Annotated in this window: 21 protein-coding genes; 11 read left to right on the forward strand and 10 right to left on the reverse strand. The window is 61.7% G+C overall.

Annotated elements, in window-relative coordinates; translation table 11 throughout:
* The first annotated feature begins 66 nt into the window (after positions 1 to 66).
* The gene (trxB, locus tag AACW30_RS25785) at positions 67 to 1,029 is read left to right on the forward strand and encodes a thioredoxin-disulfide reductase (protein ID WP_200623793.1); all 963 of its coding nucleotides are present in this window, start codon (positions 67 to 69) and stop codon (positions 1,027 to 1,029) included.
* 183 nt (positions 1,030 to 1,212) lie between these two features.
* On the opposite strand, the gene AACW30_RS25790 is transcribed toward trxB, so the two are convergent.
* The 6 genes from AACW30_RS25790 to AACW30_RS25815 form a co-directional block, all read right to left on the reverse strand.
* The gene (locus AACW30_RS25790; RefSeq protein ID WP_200623794.1) at positions 1,213 to 1,554 is read right to left on the reverse strand and encodes a HopJ type III effector protein; all 342 of its coding nucleotides are present in this window, start codon (positions 1,552 to 1,554) and stop codon (positions 1,213 to 1,215) included.
* A complete protein-coding gene (locus AACW30_RS25795; RefSeq protein ID WP_200623795.1) occupies positions 1,547 to 1,843 on the reverse strand; it encodes a DUF1244 domain-containing protein in 297 nt (98 codons plus the stop codon). Before AACW30_RS25795 ends, AACW30_RS25790 begins: the two co-directional genes overlap by 8 nt.
* An 84-nt stretch (positions 1,844 to 1,927) precedes the next feature.
* Positions 1,928 to 2,299 carry a dihydroneopterin triphosphate 2'-epimerase gene (gene folX, locus AACW30_RS25800; protein WP_003194073.1) on the reverse strand — a complete coding sequence of 124 codons (372 nt, stop codon included), beginning with the start codon at positions 2,297 to 2,299 and terminating at the stop codon, positions 1,928 to 1,930.
* 2 nt (positions 2,300 to 2,301) lie between these two features.
* Positions 2,302 to 2,862, reverse strand: a complete 561-nt coding sequence (gene folE, locus AACW30_RS25805) for a GTP cyclohydrolase I FolE (RefSeq protein WP_053257937.1) — start codon at positions 2,860 to 2,862, stop codon at positions 2,302 to 2,304.
* Between the two features lie 20 nt (positions 2,863 to 2,882).
* A complete protein-coding gene (folM, locus tag AACW30_RS25810) occupies positions 2,883 to 3,593 on the reverse strand; it encodes a dihydromonapterin reductase (protein ID WP_200623796.1) in 711 nt (236 codons plus the stop codon).
* Positions 3,594 to 3,650: 57 nt separating this feature from the next.
* Positions 3,651 to 4,211, reverse strand: a complete 561-nt coding sequence (locus AACW30_RS25815) for an antibiotic biosynthesis monooxygenase (protein WP_200623797.1) — start codon at positions 4,209 to 4,211, stop codon at positions 3,651 to 3,653.
* 213 nt (positions 4,212 to 4,424) lie between these two features.
* Here AACW30_RS25815 and AACW30_RS25820 point away from each other — a divergent pair, with 213 nt between their 5' ends.
* Positions 4,425 to 5,375, forward strand: coding sequence for a MerR family transcriptional regulator (locus AACW30_RS25820; protein WP_200623798.1), 951 nt, complete (start codon positions 4,425 to 4,427; stop codon positions 5,373 to 5,375).
* 2 nt (positions 5,376 to 5,377) lie between these two features.
* On the opposite strand, the gene AACW30_RS25825 is transcribed toward AACW30_RS25820, so the two are convergent.
* Both AACW30_RS25825 and AACW30_RS25830 read right to left on the reverse strand, forming a co-directional pair.
* Positions 5,378 to 5,983, reverse strand: coding sequence for a hypothetical protein (locus AACW30_RS25825; RefSeq protein ID WP_106578214.1), 606 nt, complete (start codon positions 5,981 to 5,983; stop codon positions 5,378 to 5,380).
* A 58-nt stretch (positions 5,984 to 6,041) separates the two neighbouring features.
* Positions 6,042 to 6,509, reverse strand: coding sequence for a PAS domain-containing protein (locus AACW30_RS25830; RefSeq protein ID WP_200623799.1), 468 nt, complete (start codon positions 6,507 to 6,509; stop codon positions 6,042 to 6,044).
* A 129-nt stretch (positions 6,510 to 6,638) separates the two neighbouring features.
* Here AACW30_RS25830 and AACW30_RS25835 point away from each other — a divergent pair, with 129 nt between their 5' ends.
* A complete protein-coding gene (locus tag AACW30_RS25835) occupies positions 6,639 to 7,094 on the forward strand; it encodes a flavodoxin (protein WP_124418448.1) in 456 nt (151 codons plus the stop codon).
* Here the strand turns inward: AACW30_RS25835 and AACW30_RS25840 are convergent.
* The gene (locus AACW30_RS25840) at positions 7,075 to 7,971 is read right to left on the reverse strand and encodes a LysR family transcriptional regulator (protein WP_106578217.1); all 897 of its coding nucleotides are present in this window, start codon (positions 7,969 to 7,971) and stop codon (positions 7,075 to 7,077) included. The two genes, AACW30_RS25835 and AACW30_RS25840, sit on opposite strands and share 20 nt — an antisense overlap.
* Before the next feature lie 98 nt (positions 7,972 to 8,069).
* Here AACW30_RS25840 and AACW30_RS25845 point away from each other — a divergent pair, with 98 nt between their 5' ends.
* The 8 genes from AACW30_RS25845 (at position 8,070) to AACW30_RS25880 (ending at position 18,713) form a co-directional block, all read left to right on the forward strand.
* Positions 8,070 to 8,456, forward strand: a complete 387-nt coding sequence (locus AACW30_RS25845; RefSeq protein WP_200623800.1) for a CidA/LrgA family protein — start codon at positions 8,070 to 8,072, stop codon at positions 8,454 to 8,456.
* Entirely contained in the window at positions 8,446 to 9,132 is a 687-nt protein-coding gene (locus AACW30_RS25850) for an LrgB family protein (protein ID WP_200623801.1), read from the forward strand. Before AACW30_RS25845 ends, AACW30_RS25850 begins: the two co-directional genes overlap by 11 nt.
* 150 nt (positions 9,133 to 9,282) lie before the next feature.
* Positions 9,283 to 10,065, forward strand: a complete 783-nt coding sequence (locus tag AACW30_RS25855; protein ID WP_169367593.1) for a class II aldolase/adducin family protein — start codon at positions 9,283 to 9,285, stop codon at positions 10,063 to 10,065.
* The gene (locus AACW30_RS25860; protein ID WP_169367592.1) at positions 10,065 to 10,967 is read left to right on the forward strand and encodes an alpha/beta fold hydrolase; all 903 of its coding nucleotides are present in this window, start codon (positions 10,065 to 10,067) and stop codon (positions 10,965 to 10,967) included. Before AACW30_RS25855 ends, AACW30_RS25860 begins: the two co-directional genes overlap by 1 nt.
* A 452-nt stretch (positions 10,968 to 11,419) precedes the next feature.
* The gene (locus tag AACW30_RS25865) at positions 11,420 to 12,331 is read left to right on the forward strand and encodes an SDR family oxidoreductase (RefSeq protein WP_124418443.1); all 912 of its coding nucleotides are present in this window, start codon (positions 11,420 to 11,422) and stop codon (positions 12,329 to 12,331) included.
* Between the two features lie 483 nt (positions 12,332 to 12,814).
* Positions 12,815 to 14,605, forward strand: coding sequence for a DUF1302 domain-containing protein (locus AACW30_RS25870; protein ID WP_119736743.1), 1,791 nt, complete (start codon positions 12,815 to 12,817; stop codon positions 14,603 to 14,605).
* A gap of 26 nt (positions 14,606 to 14,631) precedes the next feature.
* Positions 14,632 to 15,990, forward strand: a complete 1,359-nt coding sequence (locus AACW30_RS25875; protein WP_200623802.1) for a DUF1329 domain-containing protein — start codon at positions 14,632 to 14,634, stop codon at positions 15,988 to 15,990.
* Positions 15,991 to 16,217: 227 nt separating this feature from the next.
* Positions 16,218 to 18,713, forward strand: coding sequence for a LuxR C-terminal-related transcriptional regulator (locus tag AACW30_RS25880; RefSeq protein WP_200623803.1), 2,496 nt, complete (start codon positions 16,218 to 16,220; stop codon positions 18,711 to 18,713).
* A gap of 585 nt (positions 18,714 to 19,298) precedes the next feature.
* Here the strand turns inward: AACW30_RS25880 and AACW30_RS25885 are convergent.
* A complete protein-coding gene (locus AACW30_RS25885) occupies positions 19,299 to 20,174 on the reverse strand; it encodes a helix-turn-helix domain-containing protein (protein WP_200623804.1) in 876 nt (291 codons plus the stop codon).
* Positions 20,175 to 20,214 lie beyond the last annotated feature (40 nt).

Here is a 20,214-nt window from a genome sequence, read left to right on the forward strand (position 1 = left end):
CAAGTGCTTCGCGGTCCTTTTTTATTCCAGCCGTTCTGTAGTCCGGACGGTCGATAGGAGTGAGTCATGTCTGATACCCGTCATTCGCGAGTGATTATTCTCGGTTCCGGCCCTGCCGGTTACAGCGCTGCCGTTTACGCTGCCCGAGCCAACCTCAAGCCGCTGCTGATCACCGGCATGCAGGCGGGCGGTCAGTTGACCACCACCACTGAAGTCGACAACTGGCCGGGCGACGTCCACGGCCTGACCGGTCCGGTGCTGATGGAGCGGATGAAAGAACACGCCGAGCGCTTTGAAACCGAGATCGTTTTCGACCACATCAACCAGGTCGACTTCTCGAAAAAGCCTTACAGCCTGACTGGCGACAGCGGTGTGTACACCTGTGACGCGCTGATCATCGCCACTGGCGCCAGCGCCCGTTACCTGGGCCTGCCGTCGGAAGAAGCATTCATGGGCAAAGGCGTATCCGCCTGCGCGACCTGCGACGGTTTCTTCTACCGCAACAAGCCTGTTGCCGTGGTCGGTGGTGGCAACACCGCCGTGGAAGAAGCGCTGTACCTGGCTAACATCGCCAGCACCGTGACCCTGGTTCACCGCCGCGAGACCTTCCGCGCCGAGAAGATTCTGATCGACAAGCTGCACGCCCGTGTCGCTGAAGGCAAGATCATCCTCAAGCTCAACGCCACCCTCGACGAAGTTCTGGGCGACAACATGGGCGTGACCGGCGCTCGCCTGAAAAACAACGACGGCAGCTTTGACGAGCTGAAAGTCGACGGCGTGTTCATCGCGATCGGCCATACCCCGAACACCTCGCTGTTCGAAGGCGTGCTGGAAGCCAAAGACGGCTACCTGGTGGTGCAAGGCGGCCGTGAGGGCAATGCCACCGCAACCAACATCGAAGGCATCTTTGCCGCCGGTGACGTGGCTGACCACGTCTATCGCCAGGCCATCACCTCGGCCGGCGCCGGCTGCATGGCGGCCCTGGACGCCGAGCGTTACCTCGACGGTTTGAAGAACGCTTCGTTCTAAACCCGTTGAAATGAAAAAACCGGCTGCGAGGCCGGTTTTTTTATGTCTGCGATTTATGCAACACCGCCGTTCAAATGTGGGAGCGGGCTTGCTCGCGAATACGGTGTATCAGTCACCAGACGTATTGACTGACACTCTGCATTCGCGAGCAAGCCCGCTCCCCCATTTTGGTCTATGCCTGACTCAGGATTTGCGGGTCAGTGGCTGTGCGGCGAACTTCACACCCGCCAACTCATGCTCGATCAGCGCACGAATGTTGCCGTGATCGCTGCCTTCAGGCGTAGCCACCACCGAGCGGTAATGCTCGCCAAACGCCAGCAGTGCTTCCTGATCGCTCAAGCCTTCCAGCAACGCCAGGCCCAGGGTCTTGCACGACCCTTCGTTCTGCCCGGCAGCGTTTTCCACGTTGCCATTGGTGAAGGCTTGCGGCTGGTAGTCGTAACCCGCGGCTACAAAAGCCAAGGTGTCAGCAAAGGCATGTTCGCCGCTGTTGAGGCTGGCGCGCAGGGTGTTCAAATCAGTCATGGGTTTTTCCTTCGGCAAACGCCGCCTGTTGCTCGGCATTGGCTTCTTTCTGGTATTGGGCTTTCCACTCGGCGTACGGCATGCCGTACACCACTTCACGGGCGTCATCGAGGCTCAGCTCGATGTGGCGCTCATCGGCCTCGGCCTTGTACCACTTGGACAAGCAGTTACGGCAGAAGCCCGAGAGGTTCATCAGGTCGATGTTCTGTACATCCTTGCGGCTGTCCAGGTGTGCAACCAGCCGGCGGAAGGCGGCGGCTTCAAGTTCGAGGCGTTGTTGATCGTTCATGGTGGTCTCTTTGAGACAGCTTCAAGCGGGCGAGCTTCAAGCTGCAAGTTGGAGTGTGGTCGGCCTTTAGCTTAGCGCTTGCAGCTAGCGGCTTGCAGCTAGCGTTATCGACACCGACTCGGCAAAGCGCAGCGCGTGAGGCTTGTCCACTTCGACTTCGGCGTACAGCACCGACTCGTTGCTCATCACCAGGTCCAGCAGCTCCTGGGTCAGGCGCTCGAGCAGGGCGAAGCGGTTGCCTTCGACGTGGGCGATGATGGCCTTGGTGATGGTGCGGTAGTTCAGCGCGTGATCGATGTCGTTGTCGCGCACGGCTTCCTGGGCGGCGTACAGGATGGTCAGGTTGATCAGCACGTCCTGCTTGTTGAGGATCTCGTCCTCGTTGATGCCGATAAAGGTGCGCAGGCACAGGTCCTTGACCCGGATGCGCGCCATGCCTGGTTGAAGTTGTGGCATTGCTACTTGCTCCGTCCAATCAGTTGCAGGAACTCCATGCGGGTGGTGTTCGACTCGCGGAACGCGCCGAGCATCACCGAGGTGTTCATGGTTGAATTCTGTTTTTCCACGCCGCGCATCATCATGCACATGTGCTTGGCTTCGATCACCACTGCCACGCCGGCGGCCTGGGTGACCTGCTGAATCGCGTCGGCAATTTGCCGCGTGAGGTTTTCCTGGATCTGCAGGCGTCGCGCGTACATGTCGACAATGCGCGCCAGCTTCGACAGCCCGAGCACCTTGCCGGTCGGAATATAGGCCACATGGGCCTTGCCGATAAAGGGCAGCAAATGGTGCTCGCACAGCGAATACAGCTCGATGTCCTTAAGGATCACCATTTCGTCATTGTCGGACGCGAACAGCGCACCGTTGACGATTTCGTCCAGGTTCTGCTCGTAGCCGTGACACAGGTACTGCATGGCCTTGGCAGCGCGCTTGGGGGTGTCGAGCAAGCCTTCGCGTTCCGGGTCTTCGCCCAGGCCTTTGAGAATTTCGCGGTAGTGTTGGGGCAGGGACAAGGTCATACAACATCCTCACAAACGGCTTACTTGATATGCCGCCCGCCGTTGACGGTCAGGGTGGTACCGGTGACATAAGGGTTGTCCAGCAGGTAACGCACGCTCTGGTAGATCACCTCGGGCCCGGGTTCGATGCCCAGTGCCGATTTGGCCAGGACGTTGGCGCGGTAGGCCGCGTCGTCGCCCTCGTTGAACATCACCATCGCCGGCGCAATGCCATTGACCTTGATCAGCGGCGCGAACTGCGCAGCAAACGACAACGTGAGGCTGTCGAGCCCGGCCTTGGTGGCGCAATAGGCAATATGCTGGCGGCTGCCTTTGCGCACTACGTCGTCGCTGATATGCACGATATCGGCAGGTGAAGAGCGTTGCAGCAAGGGTGAACAATGCAGGTTGATCAGGTACGGCGCAAGCATGTGCACGCTGAACATGTCGGTAAACGCGCGGCTTTCGTCGCCGGGCGTTTCCGCGACCCACGCCGATGCGTTATGGATGATCGCGCGCAGGCTGTTGGTGTGGGTTTGCAGTTGGGCGATGAAGGCCAGAATCCCGGCTTCACTGGAGAAGTCGGCAAACACGGCGACCGCGCCACGCTCGCGCAAGGCCTCAACGCCTGGACGCTCGCTGCGGTAGCTGAAAATAACCGGCTGGCCCTCGTCCAGCAGGCGCTCGGCGCAATGCAGGCCGACACGCTGGCCGGCACCAGTGATCAGGATCGGGGCGTTCGTTGCAGTCATGGGAGGCTCAAGTCGCTGGCAGGCTGAAACTATACCAGCGACCGGCCGCCCCTGTACTCAAGCGGCAGCTTCGGCGACCTTGCGCGTCGGCGGTGTGGGGTGCAGCCAGTGCGCCAGCAGGTGCGTCGACAGGGGAATGAACCAGAAAACCATCAAGGGCGTGAGCGCCAAAGTGCTGACCAGCACGCGTGGGGCCAGGTCCAATTCGTTGAGCAGCGGCCCCAGGACGAAGTTGAACAGCAGCGACACCGGGAAAAACGCCAGCCAGATCGCCACAGCCTGTTTCCAACGCGGCGGCCGTGCACCCACGGCGCCGAACCAGCCATCGATGCCACTGACGCGATGCTCGGACGGGTCGGCGAACAGCTCGCTGCCACGGCTCAACCAGGCACTGCGCGAGGCGGAAAACTCCCAGGCGTGCAGGGTTTTTTCGTCGGCAAAGCGGAAGATGATTTGAAACTCGTCGTCATGGGGCGGCGGAGCCAGTACACCGGAACCCAGGTAACCGGGGAAGTCAGTGGCCAATTGCTCGCCTTCACGCAGCCAGGCCATCAGTTCTTCATAACGCCCTTTGGCCACGCGGCGCGCAACCATCAAGGTGACAGGGGAGGTAGACATTGTGTATCTCCAAATAATCAGGTGCGCTGAGCCGGGTAGACGGCGCACAAAGGTGGCGGCCGGGTAGGCCATCACCTGAAAAACAGGCAAGGATTATTCCTGTTTTGCAAAAATACGCCAGTGACATTGGTCAGAAGGGTGCGGGCCTTGAAAAGGAGAAGTGGAAAGGTGTTAAATGGGATCCAAATCTACATGGATGTTTTTTGATCCCCGATGCCCGAAATTACTGCTCCTGTTCACGAAATCGCCCACGGCAGCCTTGCCGATTCCAGCGAGCTTTTTCCGATTCGTGAAGTCTCGAGATTGACAGGTGTCAATCCGGTCACCTTGCGAGCCTGGGAGCGACGGTATGGCCTGATCCAGCCCGCGCGCACCGAAAGTGGGCATCGCCTCTACTCCAGGACCGATATTGAGACCGTCAACAGGATTCTCGATTGGATTGAGCGCGGCGTTGCGGTAAGCAAAGTCGGCAAGATCCTCGCCCGCGATGATCAGCAAGCCGATGTGGTTCGCGCCGAGCGAGACTCGATCGAGGACACGCAATGGCAAACGCGGTTGAGACAGGCCATCAGTGCTTTCGATGATCGCGCCCTTGAACACCTGTACAGCCAGTTGTCAGCGACCTACCCGCCGAGTGTGGCGTTTCAAGACATCCTCATGCCCCTTTGGAGCAACTTGCTGCGTCATCAAGGCCGCTTCGGCCAAGCCAGCGAGTGGTTATTTTTCGATGCTTTCCTGCGTGAGCAAGCCTGGCTGCGCTTGCAACTGGGCAGCGGCTCGCCCGGGTCCCTGGTCTTGCTGGCGGCGTTGCCCGGCGAATGCCGTAAGTTGGAATTGCTGGTGGCGGCGCTATTGGTCGGCCGGCAGGATTTGCCCATGAAGGTGCTGGAAGTGGGTCAGCCCCTGGACGAACTGACATTGGTCTGTGAAAAAATCCGGCCCCAGGCGCTCGTCATCTTCTCCAACCATTCACACAACCATGAGCTGGCCGAGCGCCTGAGTCGCTTGGCGATGACGCTCGATTGCCCACTGTTTCTGGCGGGCGCCGCGTCTGACTTCGCCGAAAAAGACCTGGCAGGTTCCTCGGTCGGCTGCCTGGGCAGCGATGGGCTTGTGATGCAGCGCCGCTTGCAACAGTTTCTGAGTGGGCAGCTGGATACCTGAAGTCAGGCGTGTACGTGCGGATGAACCAGGCGATGCTGGTGCAGGATGAACTGGCGCAGCCGCTCGATTTCATCCGCATCGCTTTGGCTCAGGCGGTAAGCGAATAAGCCGCGAGCCGTTTCCCGCTCCAGCGCGCCGCGCAAGGCAATGCGTTCGTAGCCGGACGGGCTGAACCACAGGGAAAAGGTTTTCGGCGGTTTGACCCGGCCACGAATCTCAACCAGCACGCCTTTGAATGACACCTCGTGAACCCATAACGCGGCAGGGTTGCCCTTGACGTTTTCCAGTGCCACCGGTGCTTCAAGGGCCAGACGCCACGGCCGGATCATCGGCCCGTCTTCAAAAATGCTCGGCACGCCCAGGCGCAGATGAACTGCGTGAAACTCGTCTTCTACCAGGTGCAGCGGGAACGTGAGTTGCTGGTTGTCGAACTGCGCCTGGATGGTGACGTGGTCGTGAGCGGCCAAGCGCGTGAGCAAATCACGAATCTGTGCACCGCCGTTGACCGTCAGGCTCGACCACGCATCCCGCAGGTTGAGCTGCGGGTTGTGCTGCATGTCCTGGATAAAATCCAGTTCGTCCTGCGTCAAAAGCGCGTCGCGGTGCATTGATGGAGCTCAACGATGAGACATTAAAAAGCCATTATCGCTCTAAAGACCGTGTTTTTTACACTTTGTTAATTCCGCTCGTCGCTTTGAGCGCCGCCAACTCGCCTTTAAGCTCGGCCACCTGTGCTTCCAGCTGGGCCACGCGTAGTTGTGCTTTCACCTGCGCGCTGACGTCTTTTTGCAAGCCCACAAAATAGGTCTGCTTGTCGGCTTCGTTGTAAACCGTCGACAGCGATAGCTCGTTCCAGAAAGGCGCGCCGTCCTTGCGGTAATTGCGCAGGATCTCCCGGCAAGAACCGCCGCTGTCGAGGGCTTCACGAATCGCCATCAAGGCTGGCTGGTCGCGGTCGCCCGCCTGCAGGAAGCGGCAATCCTGATACAGGATGTCGTCCAGTGCATAGCCGGTCATGCGCTCGAAGGCCGGGTTAACGTAGATCAGCGGCTTGTCTTTGCCTTCGCGTTCGGCGACGACGATGCCGTCGTTGGAGGCGTTGATGACCAGCTGCATCAGTTTGGCGTTAATCATTGAGCGGTCCATGGCTTGTTTTTAGAGCCTGCAGTGTATGGCATGCCCTGAATGTTGCGCGGCATGCGCCGAAATATTTGCGCCAGCTGCTAACATCCCACGCTTTGGCTCAACTACAGGATCAGATTGATGAAAGTCGCCATCCTTTCCGGCTCGGTCTACGGCACCGCTGAAGAAGTCGCTCGCCACGCGGCCGGCATCCTCAACGCGGCCGGTTTTGAAGCCTGGCACAACCCGCGCGCCACCTTGGCCGATGTGCAGGCCTTTGCTCCTGAAGCCCTCCTGGCGGTGACGTCCACCACCGGCATGGGCGAGCTGCCTGACAACCTGCAACCGCTGTATTCGAGCATCCGTGACCAACTCCCCGCCGCCTGGCGCGGGCTGCCCGGTGCCGTCATCGGGCTGGGCGACGCCAGCTACGGCGACACCTTCTGCGGCGGCGGCGAGCAAATGCGCGAGCTGTTCGGCGAGTTGGGCGTGCGCGAAGTGCTGCCGATGCTGCGCCTGGACGCCAGCGAAAGCGTCACCCCGGAAGCCGATGCAGAACCGTGGCTGGCCGAGCTGGTCACTGCACTGCGCGGTTGACCGGGAATTCACGCAGCAGCGCCAGCCAGGCCTGGGCGGCTTTGGACAGATAAGCGCCCTCACGCCAGATAAAGGCAATGTCCCAGCGCAGGAAGTCCGGCGCCTTGAGTGTCAGGCGCACCACGCCCGGTCGCACCAACCCGCGGGCGACCACGCTGGGCAACAGCACCACGCCCTGACCGGCCGCGACCAGGGCGACGAGAAAGTCCGCCTGGCCGCTGCGGCCGATCTCCTTCGGCGTAAAGCCCAATTGCTGACAAGCCTGCATCAGTCGGTCATTGAGCACAAAACTGCGTTGGTACATCAGGAAGGGCGTGTCCGCCAGTTCCTCCAGGCGTACCTGGGCATTCTCGGCCAATGGGTGATCCATCGGCAGCAAGGCATCCAGCGGCTCGTCGCAAAAGGGTTGCCAGGCAAAGGCCGGATCACTGGGCATCAGCGTGCCACCCACGTCCAGCTCACCACTGAGAATCGCCTGCTCGATCGTGCGGCTGCCGCCTTCGAGCAATTGGATGGTGACCTTGGGGTAACGCCTGCGGTACTCGGCAAACAGCCCGGCAAACAGCGTGTCGCCCGCCAACAGCGGCAAGCCCAGGCGCAGCTCGCCACGGGCCAGTTGCTGCATATCATCGAGCTCACTGAGCAGTTCTGTTTGCAGGCGCAACATGGCTTCGGCGCGCTGCAACACCACCTCGCCGGCGGCCGTCAGGCGAATGTGCGAGCCCGTGCGTTCCAGCAGCGGCGTGCCGAGGCTCTGCTCCAACTGTGCCACTTGTTTGCTGACGGCCGATTGGCTGATGTGCAAGGTTTTACCGGCCTGGGTAAAGCCGCCCCGACGGATCACTTCGACAAAACTGCGCAGCTGTTTGAATTCCATAGGCCTGATTCCAGTTTGGAATAGCTGGCAGTCTAACAATTCGCTGTGGGGATGGGGGAGGCGTCTTTAAACTGAGCGCCTGTGAGGATCAAACGCTTATGAATCGTTTCAGCTTCAAACATATCGCCCGCCTGCTGACTGAGCTGGTTGTGCTGCTGGCTATCTATTTTCTGGGTACCCAGCTTGCTGTGTGGTTGGCTTGGCCCATACCCGGTGGCGTGGTGGGCTTGGGCCTGTTGCTGGCGACATTCGCCACCGGCCTGGTCAAGCCGGCCGCCCTGCAACTGGGCGCCGGGGTGTTGATGGCAGAGATGCTGCTGTTTTTTATTCCCGCACTGATGAGCCTGCTTGATTACGGCGGCCTGGTGCGCAACGACGGCTGGCGCATCCTGCTGGTGATCGGTTTCAGCACACTGTCGGTGATGCTGGTGACGGCATTCACCGTAGAGATGGTCTGCCGCTGGAGCATGCGCCGTGAAGCTTGAGCTGATGCCGGTGTTCTGGCTCGCCCTGACCCTGGGCGCCTATGTCTTCAGCCGCTGGATCTATCGCCGCACCGGGCGCTACGTGCTGTCGCCCTTGATCCTCGTGCCGGCGCTGCTGTTGGCGGTGGCCGCGCCGATGCACACGGCGTACGCCGAATATGCCGCCGACACCCACTGGCTGATGCTGGTGCTGGGCCCGGTCACCGTGGCGTTTGCGGTGCCGATCTGGCAACAACGCCGCTTGCTGGCGCGTCATTGGTCGGCGTTGCTGCTGGGCATGGTCGCCGGCAGCGCGGCCTCCATCGGCACCTCGTTCGGGCTGGCCAAGGCGCTGGCATTGAACAGCTCGGTGACGATGTCGCTGTTGCCGCGCTCGATCACCACGCCGTTTGCCATGCCGGTTTCCTCTGACCTGGGCGGTGTACCGGAACTGACCGCTGTGTTTGTGATGTTCACCGGCGTGTTCGGCGCCATGCTCGGCGGCGTGCTGCTCAAGTGGTTGCCGTTGCGCACGCCCCTGGCGCGTGGCGCGTTGTTTGGTGTGGGCGCTCATGGCGCGGGCGTCAGCCGGGCGCAGGAAGTGGGCGGTGAAGAGGGCTCGGTTGCGGGCCTGGTAATGGTGTTGACGGGCTTGCTCAACCTGTTCGCCGTGCCTTTATTGGCGGCGCTTCTCTGACGCGGCGCCCGCTGACTTCAACTATTCTTGTTGCTGACTCGTTCGGTCATCAAGCTGGCTGCGAAGGCGACTACTTGCGCGATGGCGTCTGACTAGACTGGCCCTTCACTCAAAAAAACAATAAGAAAATGTGCCAAGGAGGTCGTTGCCGTGAGCCTAGCCCCCGTTCTATCGCCACAGAATGTCAAAGACCAGGTCAGCGCTGCCGAATGGCAAGCCCGTGTCGACCTGGCCGCCTGTTATCGCCTGGTCGCGCTGCATGGCTGGGATGACCTGATCTTCACGCATATTTCGGCCAAGGTGCCGGGCACCGATGATTTTCTGATCAACCCCTACGGGCTGATGTTTCACGAGATCACGGCGTCGAGCCTGGTCAAGGTCGACCAGGCCGGCAACAAGCTGATGGACAGCCCCTACGAGATCAACCCCGCGGGCTACACGATCCACAGCGCCATCCATGACGTGCGCCACGACGTGGCATGCGTGATACACACCCACACGCCCGCCGGTGTTGCTGTTTCGGCGCAGAAGCAAGGCGTGTTGCCGATCAGCCAGCAATCGTTGTTCGTGCTCGCAAGCCTGGCGTATCACGCCTACGAAGGTGTGGCGCTCAACCATGAAGAAAAGGCGCGCTTGCAGGCAGACCTGGGCGACAACAATTTCCTGATGCTGCACAACCATGGCCTGCTGACCTGCGGCGGCACCATCGCTGACACGTTCCTGATGATGTTTATCTTCCAACGCGCCTGCGATATCCAGGTGCTGGCGCAAAACGGCGCGGCTGAGTTGATTGCCATCGAGCCGCAGATTCTTGCCGGGTCCAGGGCTATGGTGGCCGCGGTCACCAAGAGCGCTCAGGGTATGGGCGGCGCGCTGGCCTGGCCCGCGCTGCTGCGTAAATTGGACCTGCAAGATCCCGGGTATAAAAGCTGATGCCACTCGCCGAAATCCCGCTCAGAGCCTGGCGCAAACGCGCTCAGGAATTCGTCTTCCGTGGTCGTACGATCCGTTACTGGGTGGCCGGGCAGGGCGAGCCACTGCTGTTGATTCATGGCTTCCCCACGGCCAGTTGGGACTGGCACTACCTGTGGCAGCCGCTGGCCCAGCGCAACCTGGTGATTGCCTGCGACATGCTGGGGTTCGGCGACTCGGACAAGCCGGTGGATCACGACTATTGCCTGTTGGAGCAGGCCGACCTGCAGCAGGCGTTGCTCGACCACCTGCGCGTGGAGCAACCGGTGCATGTGTTGGCCCACGACTACGGCGACAGCGTCGCCCAGGAATTACTCGCCCGTCATTACGAAGGCCGTTTTCAGATGGCCAGTTGCGTATTCCTCAACGGCGGGCTGTTCCCGGAAACCCATCGCCCGGCGCTGGTGCAAAAACTGCTGCTCAGCCCGCTTGGCTGGATGATCGGCCGTGCCTTCGGGCGCAATGCCTTGTCGAACAGCTTCAGCCAGATTTTTGGCCCGAATACGCGGCCCAGTGAAAGCGCGCTGGATGATTTCTGGAGCCTGATCAATTGCAATGACGGCACGCGCATCCTGCACAAACTGATTGCCTACATTCCCCAGCGCCGCCGCTTGCGGGAGCGCTGGGTGGACGCGTTGCAGCGCGGCGAGGTGCCGTTGCGCGTGATCGACGGCGAAGTCGACCCGATCTCCGGTGTGCATATGGTGGAGCGTTATCACCAGTTGGTGCCGCACGCCGACACGGTGTTGCTGGCCAATATCGGTCACTACCCGCAGATAGAAGCGCCGGTACTGGTGCTCAAGCATTACCTGGCGTTTCGCGAGCGCGTCGGCCAGCCCGCGCCACGGGTGGCCTATTCCTGAGCCACCCGTTGTGGCGAATGAGCTTGTTGTGGTGCGCCAGGCTTACATCAGCGAGCGGGCTTGTTGTGGCTGCGCCAGGTTTACATTAGCGAGCGGGCTTGTTGTGGCGAGCGGGCTTGCCCCGCGTTGGGGCGCGAAGCGGCCCTGAAACCTGCCACCGCGATACACCAGAACACTGTGCAGTAACCTTATCGGGGCGGCTTCGCCACCCAACGCGGGGCAAGCCCGCTCGCCACAACAGCCCGCTCGCCACAAGAGGCCTGCTGCTCAGCAAGCCTGCTTACCACAGAAGACTCGCTCGCCACTGAGAAGGCGACGCCCTGCGAAAATCTGGGACGCACAATCATCCCGCTGCCTTATCGAGCACCATTCAGCCTCGGCCGACTTTATTGTGACCGGAGGCTGTGTGCCTGACACTCACGCCATTGCCATTGTCGCCAGCGGAGTTCGGTATGAGTGAGTCAGTGCAGTTCCAGGATAAGGTCGTGATCGTTACCGGTGCCGGCGGCGGGTTGGGCCGGGCGCATGCGCTGCTGTTCGCCCGACACGGGGCCAAGGTGCTGGTCAATGACCTCGGCGGTTCTACTCAAGGCGAGGGCGCCAACGCCTCGGCCGCCGATCGCGTGGTCGCCGAAATCCGCGAAGCGGGCGGCATTGCCGAAGCCAACCATGACTCCGTCACCGACGGTGACAAAATCGTGCAGAACGCGCTCGATGCATTCGGCCGCATCGATGTGGTGGTCAACAACGCCGGCATCCTGCGCGACAAGACCTTCCACAAAATGGACGACGGCGACTGGGACCTGGTGTATCGGGTGCATGTCGAGGGTGCCTACAAAGTGACCCGCGCTGCCTGGCCGCATTTGCGTGAGCAAGGTTATGGCCGGGTGATCTTCACCGCGTCCACTTCGGGCATCTATGGCAACTTCGGCCAATCCAACTACGGCATGGCCAAGCTGGGCTTGTACGGCTTGACCCGCACCCTGGCGCTGGAAGGGCGCAAGAACAATATTCTGGTCAACGCCATCGCCCCCACCGGCGGCACGCGCATGACCGAAGGCCTGATCCCGCCGCAAGTGTTCGACCGCCTCAAGCCGGAGCTGGTCAGCCCGTTGGTGGTGTACCTGGGCAGCGAGGCGTGCCAGGAAACCTCCGGCCTGTTTGAAGTGGGCGGCGGCTGGATCGGCAAGACCCGCTGGGAGCGCAGCCTGGGTGTGGGGTTTGACCCCGAAGCCGGGTTTTCACCCGATGATGTGGCTGCGCATTGGGCGCAGATCTGCGACTTCGAAGGCGCCGCGCACCCCAAGGACAATATCGAGGCATTGAAGGAGATGATGGCCAACTTGCAGAAATTCAGCCTCTGATCGTTGCTCGAACACTATCGAATACCGCGGGGCGCTGATGGCGCCCCGTTTTCGTTCAGGCATAAAAAAGGCCGCTGCATAGGCAGCGGCCGAAGTAAGACGTTGGATCAAGGAGCGACAAATCAACGTCAGTGAACACGGGTAACAGATTGAATAAATTAGCCAATCCGTCGAAATTCAGCTGTTCTCCCCAGGTTGGGAGCGGGCCGTTTGCCCTGAGAGCGAGGTAAGAATAGTCGGTTGTAACAAATTGAGTAATAGCGGTTCAAGACAAGGACTGTTACCAAATTGGCAACAGTCGCGCCGCAGGCCATCCATTCCCCTGATAACGCGCTATCTACCCCAATCATGGGCCGGTCAAAACCCCGGCCAGAGCGGCTGCTAATCCTTTCGAGCGACACTGCGAATACCCCTTTGGTGCGCTTATCGCTCCTCGCGGGCGGCAGTAGGGTGGGGCCTTCTGTCACTCACCGGGGAAGACGCATGACAAAAACAACAATGCGCGCCATCTTCACGCCACAGGCGCTCGCCGCGGCGGTTGCACTGGGCTGCTGCGCCCAGGCACAGGCTGTTTCGTTCAACATTGGCGAGATCGAAGGGCAATTCGATTCTTCGCTGTCGGTCGGCGCCAGTTGGGGCATGCGCGATGCCGACAAAAAGCTGGTGGGCATTCCCAATGGCGGCACGGGTCAGGCGTCCACCGGGGATGACGGGCGGCTGAACTTCAAGAAGGGCGAAACCTTCTCCAAGATCTTCAAAGGCATTCACGACCTGGAGCTCAAGTACGGCGACAGCGGCGTGTTTGTGCGCGGCAAGTACTGGTACGACTTCGAACTGCAGGACGAAGACCGCGAGTTCAAGCAGATCAGCAATCACCATCGCGACGAAGGCGCGCGGTCGTCCGGCTATGAGCTGCTGGATGCCTTCGTCTATCACAACTATTCGATTGGCGACCTGCCCGGCAACGTGCGCGTCGGCAAGCAGGTCGTCAGCTGGGGCGAAAGTACGTTCATCGGTAACTCGATCAACAGCATCAACCCCATCGACGTGTCGGCCTTTCGTCGCCCCGGTGCCGAAATCAAGGAAGGCCTGATCCCGGTGAACATGCTGTTCGCGTCCCAGAGCCTCACCAACCAGCTGTCGGTGGAAGGGTTCTACCAGTTGAACTGGGAAAACACCGTGGTGGACAACTGCGGCACTTTCTTCGGCAACGACGTGGTTGCTCACGGCTGCAACAACAACTACACCGTCGGCAGCCCGGCGATTGCGCCGCTGCAGCCGGTGGCGGCCGCGTTCGGCCAGGGCTTTCAAGTCACGCGCGAAGGCGTGGTGGTGCAGCGTGCCAAAGACCGCGAAGCCCGCGATGGCGGGCAGTTCGGGGCGGCCTTGCGCTGGCTTGGCGATGACACCGAGTACGGCCTGTACTTCATGAATTACCACAGCCGCACACCCACCGTGGGCACGATCACCGCCAACACCAACCTGGCCACCATCGGGCGTATCGCGGCCACCGCCAACGCCATCGCGCCCGGCAGCGGCTCGGGCCTGGCCCAGAGCACCATGCTCGGTCGTGGCCAGTACTACCTCGACTACCCGGAAGACATCCGTCTGTACGGCGCCAGTTTCTCCACCACCTTGCCCACCGGCACGGCGTGGACCGGCGAGATCAGCTACCGCCCGAATGCGCCGGTGCAGCTCAACACCACCGACTTGACGCTGGCGTTGGTCAACCCGATTGCCGGCCAAACCGCCTCGCCGATCCGCAGCTCGTTCGGCTCGGATAACTCAGGCTACCGCCGCAAGGAAATCACCCAGATCCAAAGCACCATGACCCAGTTCTTCGATCAGGTGCTGGGCGCCGAACGTCTGACATTGGTGGGCGAGGCGGCCTATGTGCACGTCGGCGGCCTGGAGGCCAAAACCAAACTGCGCTACGGCCGCGACTCGGTGTATGGCGCCTATGGTTTCGGCGGCGATACCGACGGCTTCGTCACCGCCAATTCCTGGGGTTATCGCGCCCGCGCAATCCTGGATTACAACAACGTGTTTGCCGGGGTGAACCTCAAGCCCAACCTGTCCTGGTCCCATGACGTCAGCGGCTATGGGCCGAACGGGATATTCAACGAAGGCGCCAAGGCGATCAGCGTCGGTGTGGACGCGGATTACCGCAACACCTACACCGCCAGCCTGAGCTACACCGATTTTTTTGGCGGCGACTACAACACCCTCACCGACCGCGACTTTATCGCCCTCAGCTTCGGCGTGAACTTCTGATCTGCTTTAAGAAAGGACAACAACCTATGCGTAAGATATTTGCAGTGATGGCCCTGAGTCTGCTGGCCGCCCACGTGATGGCGGCGGTATCGCCCGAAGAGGCCGCCAAGCTGGGCACCACCCTGACGCCGGTCGGCGCTGAAAAAGCCGGCAACGCCGACGGCTCGATCCCGGCCTGGACCGGCGGCATCCCCAAAAACGCCGGCGCGGTGGACAGCAAGGGTTTTCTGGCCGACCCATTTGCCAATGAAAAACCGCTGTTCGTGATCACCGCCGCCACGGTCGACAAGTACAAAGACAAGCTCTCCGACGGCCAGGTGGCGATGTTCAAGCGCTACCCCGAAACCTACAAGATCCCGGTGTACCCAACCCACCGCACGGTCAACCTGCCGCCGGACATCTACGAGTCGATCAAGCGCAGCGCGCTCAACGTGCATGCGATCAACGACGGCAATGGCCTGGAGAATTTCACCGGCAACCGCTACTACGCGTTCCCGATTCCGAAAAATGGCGTGGAAGTGCTGTGGAACCACATCACCCGCTACCACGGCGGCAACCTCAAACGCATCATCACCCAGGCGACTCCGCAAACGAATGGCAGCTACACGCCGATCCGTTTCGAGGAAGAAGTGGCAGTGCCGCAAGCCATCCCGGACATCGACCAGGCCAAGGCGGCCAACGTGCTGAGCTTCTTCAAGCAATCGGTCACCGCCCCGGCACGTCTGGCGGGCAACGTGCTGTTGGTGCACGAAACCCTTGACCAAGTGAAGGAACCACGCCTGGCCTGGATCTACAACGCCGGCCAGCGCCGGGTTCGCCGCGCGCCGCAAGTCTCCTACGACGGCCCGGGCACCGCTTCCGACGGCCTGCGCACCACCGACAACTTCGACATGTTCTCTGGCGCGCCCGACCGCTACGACTGGAAGCTGGTCGGCAAAAAAGAGATCTACATCCCCTACAACAGCTACAAGCTCGATTCGCCGACCCTCAAGTACGACGACATCATCAAGGCCGGGCACATCAACCAGGACCTGACCCGCTACGAACTGCACCGCGTGTGGGAAGTGATCGGCACCGTCAAGCCGAGCGAACGGCACATCTACGCCAAGCGCCACATGTACATCGACGAAGACAGCTGGCAGGTCGCGCTGGTTGATCACTACGACGGCCGTGGCCAACTGTGGCGGGTTGCCGAGGGCCACGCGCAGTTTTACTACGACCATCAGGTGCCGGCCTACACCGTGGAAACGCTGTACGACATCATCGCCGGGCGCTACATCGCGCTGGGCATGAAAAACGAGGAGAAGAGCAGCTTCGTGTTCGGCTTTGCGGCCAAGGCGGCGGATTACACACCGGCAGCGTTGAGGTCTGAGGGCGTGCGCTGATCCGGGACCAAACTGGGATCAAAATGTGGGAGCGGGCTTGCTCGCGAAGGCGCAGTGTCAGTCACCGAATGCCTGGACTGATACACCGCCTTCGCGAGCAAGCCCGCTCCCACATTGGGTTTTGTGCATGGCTATAAATCACCCCGCTGAATACTTCTTCAACAACCTCCGACCACAGGACTAGGGTAGGCGCCAGGTTGCATAACAATAAAAAGCAGGATGCAGCAATGACCGCCATGACACGCTGCCTGGACCGTCCTGGATTCATGCCACGGCTGTCCGCCCACCATCTGTTGCGCCCGCGCCTGGCCGGGCCTTTGCTGGCGGCGCCGGTCAGGGTGAAGCTGCTCTGCGCGCCGGGTGGCAGTGGCAAGAGCGCGTTGCTCGCCGAGTGTGCGTTGCAGGCGCCGGCGGAGTGTCAGGTGTATTGGCTGGCGCTCAATGGCGCCGTGCTCAGCCCCGATGATTTTGGCGCGCGGCTGGCGCAACACCTCGGTTTGTCGTTCGTCGACGAAGCCACCTTGTTGCTCGACCTCAGCCGCTGGCACAGCCCGGCGTGGATATTTCTCGACGATTTCTGCCGCCTGCCGGCCCCCGAACTGGACGCCTTGCTCGACCGTTTGCTGAGCGCCGCCAGCCCGGCGCTGACCTGGTGGCTGGGCGCCCGGCGGCGCCCGCTGTGCAACTGGCCGCGTCTGCTGCTCGACGATGAGCTGCTGGAATGCAGTGAGTTGATGTTCAACCCTGCGGAAATCCAGCAACTGCTCGGGCCCACGCACACCGTCGACAGCGTGATGCAGTTCAGCGGCGGCTGGTGCGCCGGCGTGCGCATCGCCTTGCTCGGTGACGGGCACCCGGACAGAACCTTGCTCGACTACCTGCAACACGAACTCTTCGGCACCTTGCCCGCCGAGCTGGCGGAGGCCTGGCGTGTGTTGGCGCATATGCCGCGCTTCAACCCGGGCCTGTGTGAGCACTTGTTCGGCTTTGGTGACGGCGATCACTACCTGCGCGACCTGCAAGCGCTGGGCGCATTTATCCAGCCGTGGGAGGACACCACTGATTGGCTGCAAATTTTTGCGCCATTGGCGCAACTGATCCGCGATGAGCCCTGGCCGGCCAAGCGTTCCTGGCACCGTCGCGCCTGCCAGTGGTTCACCGCGCAGCAGGACTGGCAGGCCGCCTTTGAACAGGCGCTGCTGGCCGAAGCCTACGAAGTGGCGGTGAGCCTGTTGCAGCACTTCAGTTTTGAAGACTTGTTCCGTCAGCAGAACGCAGTGCTGCTGTTGCGTCTGCATGAGCAGCATGGCGATGAATTGATGCTCGGCTCGGCGCAACTGGTGGGGCTGGTCACGGCGGCGTTGCTGTTTGCCGGACGCTTCGACCAGGCAGCCTTGTGTATCGATCAATTGGCGCGGTTCGCCCCGCAACCGACGGCGGCGCAACAGCGTTATCTGTTGGCCCGCTGGCAGGCGCAATGGGGCTGGCTGTTGCACTTGAGCGGCGATGCCCAGCGCTCCCGCGAGCATTTTCTCGAGGCGCTGCAAGCCTTGCCCGACAGCGCTTGGACCTCGCGCCTGATGTGCCTTTCGGGCCTGACCCAGCAAGCTTTGCTGCGCGGTGAACTGGACGTGGGCCAGGCCTTGAACCGCGAAGCCCTGTGCCTGGCGCGTGCACAGGGTTCGTTGGTGCTGGAGGCATTGCTGGAGCTGGATCACGCGCAACTGCTGGAACAACGCGGCGCACCCTATCGGGCGCAGAGCCTGTTGGAGCATGTGCAGGCAATGCTGGTGGGGCAGCGGCTCAAGGCCGGCCCGTTGGTGGGGCGGATTGCCTTGCGGCGCGGGCATCTTGCGCTGCGACAAGGCCAGGATGCGCTGGCCACTGAGTGTTTCGAGGCCGGTTTGACGATGTGCCTGCACAGCCAGGACAAGCGCGTGCTGTACGGTTTTCTCGGCCTGGCGCTGCTGGCAGCGAACCGAGGCGATTACGCCCAGGCGTTTATCCAGCTGCGTGAGGCCGAGCGCTTGATGCAGCAGCGCCAGGTACCGGACACGGTGTATCGCGCGGTGCTGCTGTTGGTCAGCGGGCATTTCTGGTTGCAGCAGGGCCGCGCCGAATTGACGCTGGAAGCGATGCGCCGGGTGCTGCGCCACTTTCGCGGGCCCGATGCCAAGCAGGCGCCGCCGGCCACGCTGGAATTGATCCCGCGCCTGGAGTATTTGCTGGTGCTGGCCGAAGTGAAGCTGGGCTGTGCCGAGCAGCCGATTGCACGGCTCAACGATTTGCTCGACACCACTCGGCAGCGCGGCATGCTGTGCCTGGAAACCGAGTTGCAACTGGTGCTGGGCGAGGTGGCCTGGCAACTCGGTGATCCGCTGATGGCTCGTCGGGCCCTGGAGGCTGGGCTGGCGCTGGCCGGGCGCTGCCAGGTGCAGCAGGCGATTCGCGAACTGCGGTTGCGCTCGCCAGGGTTACTGAGTGAACTGGGCCTGGAGGCGCAGGCGGCGCCCAGCGGCGTGGCGGAAAATCCCCTGAGCCAGCGCGAGCTGCAAGTGCTGCAATTGATCGCCCTGGGCAACTCCAACCTGGAAATCGCCGACCGGCTGTTTATCTCGTTGCACACCGTCAAGACCCACGCGCGGCGTATCCACAGCAAGCTCGGCGTGGAGCGGCGCACGCAGGCGGTGGCGAAAGCCAAGACATTGGGGTTGATGGCGTAGGCGGCGGGATCATCCATAGGGTTTGAATGCCGTCTCATGCTTTCGTGGCGAGCGGGGCAAGCCCGCTCGCCACGGGTGCGGGTGTGCTGGAGGGGTTGTGTTTAGCCGTAGAAGGCTTGGCGGTAGTCGCCGGGTGTGGCCCCATGGCTTGGCGAAAGCGATGGGCAATGACGTCTCATGCTCTCGTGGCGAGCGGGCTTGCCCCGCGTTGGGCTGCGCAGCGGCCCTGTAAGGATATTGAGATTTTCCTCGTGGAGCACGGCGACTGTTTTTGGGGCTGCTGCGCAGCCCGACGCGGGGCAAGCCCGCTCGCCACGGGTACGGGCGGGCTGGAGGGTTGTGTTTAGGCGTGGAAGGCTTGGCGGTATTCGCCGGGTGTGGCCCTATGGCTTGGCGAAAGCGATGGGCAATGACGTCTCATGCTCTCGTGGCGAGCGGGCTTGCCCCGCGTTGGGCTGCGCAGCGGCCCTGTAAGGATATTGAGATTTTCCTCGTGGAGCACGGCGCCTGTTTTTGGGGCTGCTGCGCAGCCCGACGCGGGGCAAGCCCGCTCGCCACGGGTACGGGTGTGCTGGAGGGGTGTGTTTAGCCGTGGAAGGCTTGGCGGTAGTCGCCGGGTGTGGCGCCCATGGCTTGGCGAAAGCGGTGGGTGAAGTGGCTGGCGCTGGAGAAGCCGCACATCCAGGCAATGTCGCCCAGTGGGAGCGTGCCGGCACGCAGCAGGCTTTGCGCGCGGGCCAAGCGTCGCGCCAACAGGTATTGATGGGGTGGCAGGCCGAAGCTTTGGCGGAACATCCGCGCGAAATGGTATTCCGACAGCGCACACATCCCGGCCAATTGCCCCAGGCTGATCGGGTCGTCGAGGTGATGGTCGATGTAGTCCATCAACCGCCGGCGCTGATGCGCGGCCAATCCGCCTTTCAAACGCAGACCGTCGCGCGCGCCAACCTGGCTGAGCAAGGTGTGGCTGAGCATTTCATGGGCCAGGCTGCTGGTCAGCAGGCGTTCGGCGGGCTCGTGCCAGTTGAGCGCGATCAACTGGTGAAAGCGCCGGGCCTGGCTGGCGTCTTCAAGAAAGGTGCTTTCGCGCAATTGCAATGCGCGCGGTTCGCGGTCCAGCAGGGTGACGCAGCCGAGGGCAAATTGCTCGGGGCTGAAGTACACATGGGCCAGGCGGATTTCACCATTTATCACCCAGGCTGACTGATGCTCGGCCGGCAGGATGCAGAGTTTGTCAGGGCCACCTTTGGTGCCGGGCTGATCACGGCGAAAAGTCCCGGTGCCGCCGCCGATGTAGCAGGACAAGGTGTGGTGGGTGGGCGCCTGGTAGTCCTGAGCATCGTGATGGTTGCTCCACAACGCCGCAGACAGGCCGTCACCGAGCTCGGCGCAGGCTTCGAGGCGTGCGTTGGGCGAGCGGTTAAGGGCTTGAAAGACTTGCAGGGATTCCAGCTCTGGCATGGTTGTTCTCTCCGACGCCTTGCATCCTACTCCGCAGCGC

It is taken from the genome of Pseudomonas sp. MF6747, from assembly GCF_963890955.1.
GTDB lineage: Bacteria > Pseudomonadota > Gammaproteobacteria > Pseudomonadales > Pseudomonadaceae > Aquipseudomonas.